At 27.8% G+C, this 288-nt stretch carries 1 protein-coding gene; it reads left to right on the top strand.

Annotated features, from left to right (window positions below; genetic code table 11):
* Positions 1-288: hypothetical protein (locus tag BUE91_RS02030; RefSeq protein WP_143605902.1), on the top strand; the 288-nt coding region annotated here is incomplete at both ends.

The raw sequence follows: 288 nt of genomic DNA, 5'->3' as shown, positions 1-288 counted from the left end.
AAAATATAATAATTTCAAGTAATGTAGATGTACCTATAAGTATAAGGAATTCAACTCCTGCAGGAATAAGAGGGATATATACAGGAGAGATAAAGTATTTAATAGATGATAGCTTTAAGGATATTGTATTAACAAAACAAAACCCTATTGAAGTAAAGACTAGAGGAAATATTGAACTAGGATCAATACTAGGAAATGAACCAGGCTATTATTTATCATATAATATAATGGGAGATATTAGTTTTTTAAGGGGAGAAATAAAAGGAGAAAATAAGGAGATAAATGCAA

This window comes from Streptobacillus notomytis, from assembly GCF_001902585.1.
GTDB classification, from domain to species: Bacteria; Fusobacteriota; Fusobacteriia; order Fusobacteriales; family Leptotrichiaceae; genus Streptobacillus; species Streptobacillus notomytis.
The sequence above is the reverse complement of the archived record's forward strand: the minus strand, read 5'-3'. Positions and strand labels throughout refer to the sequence as shown.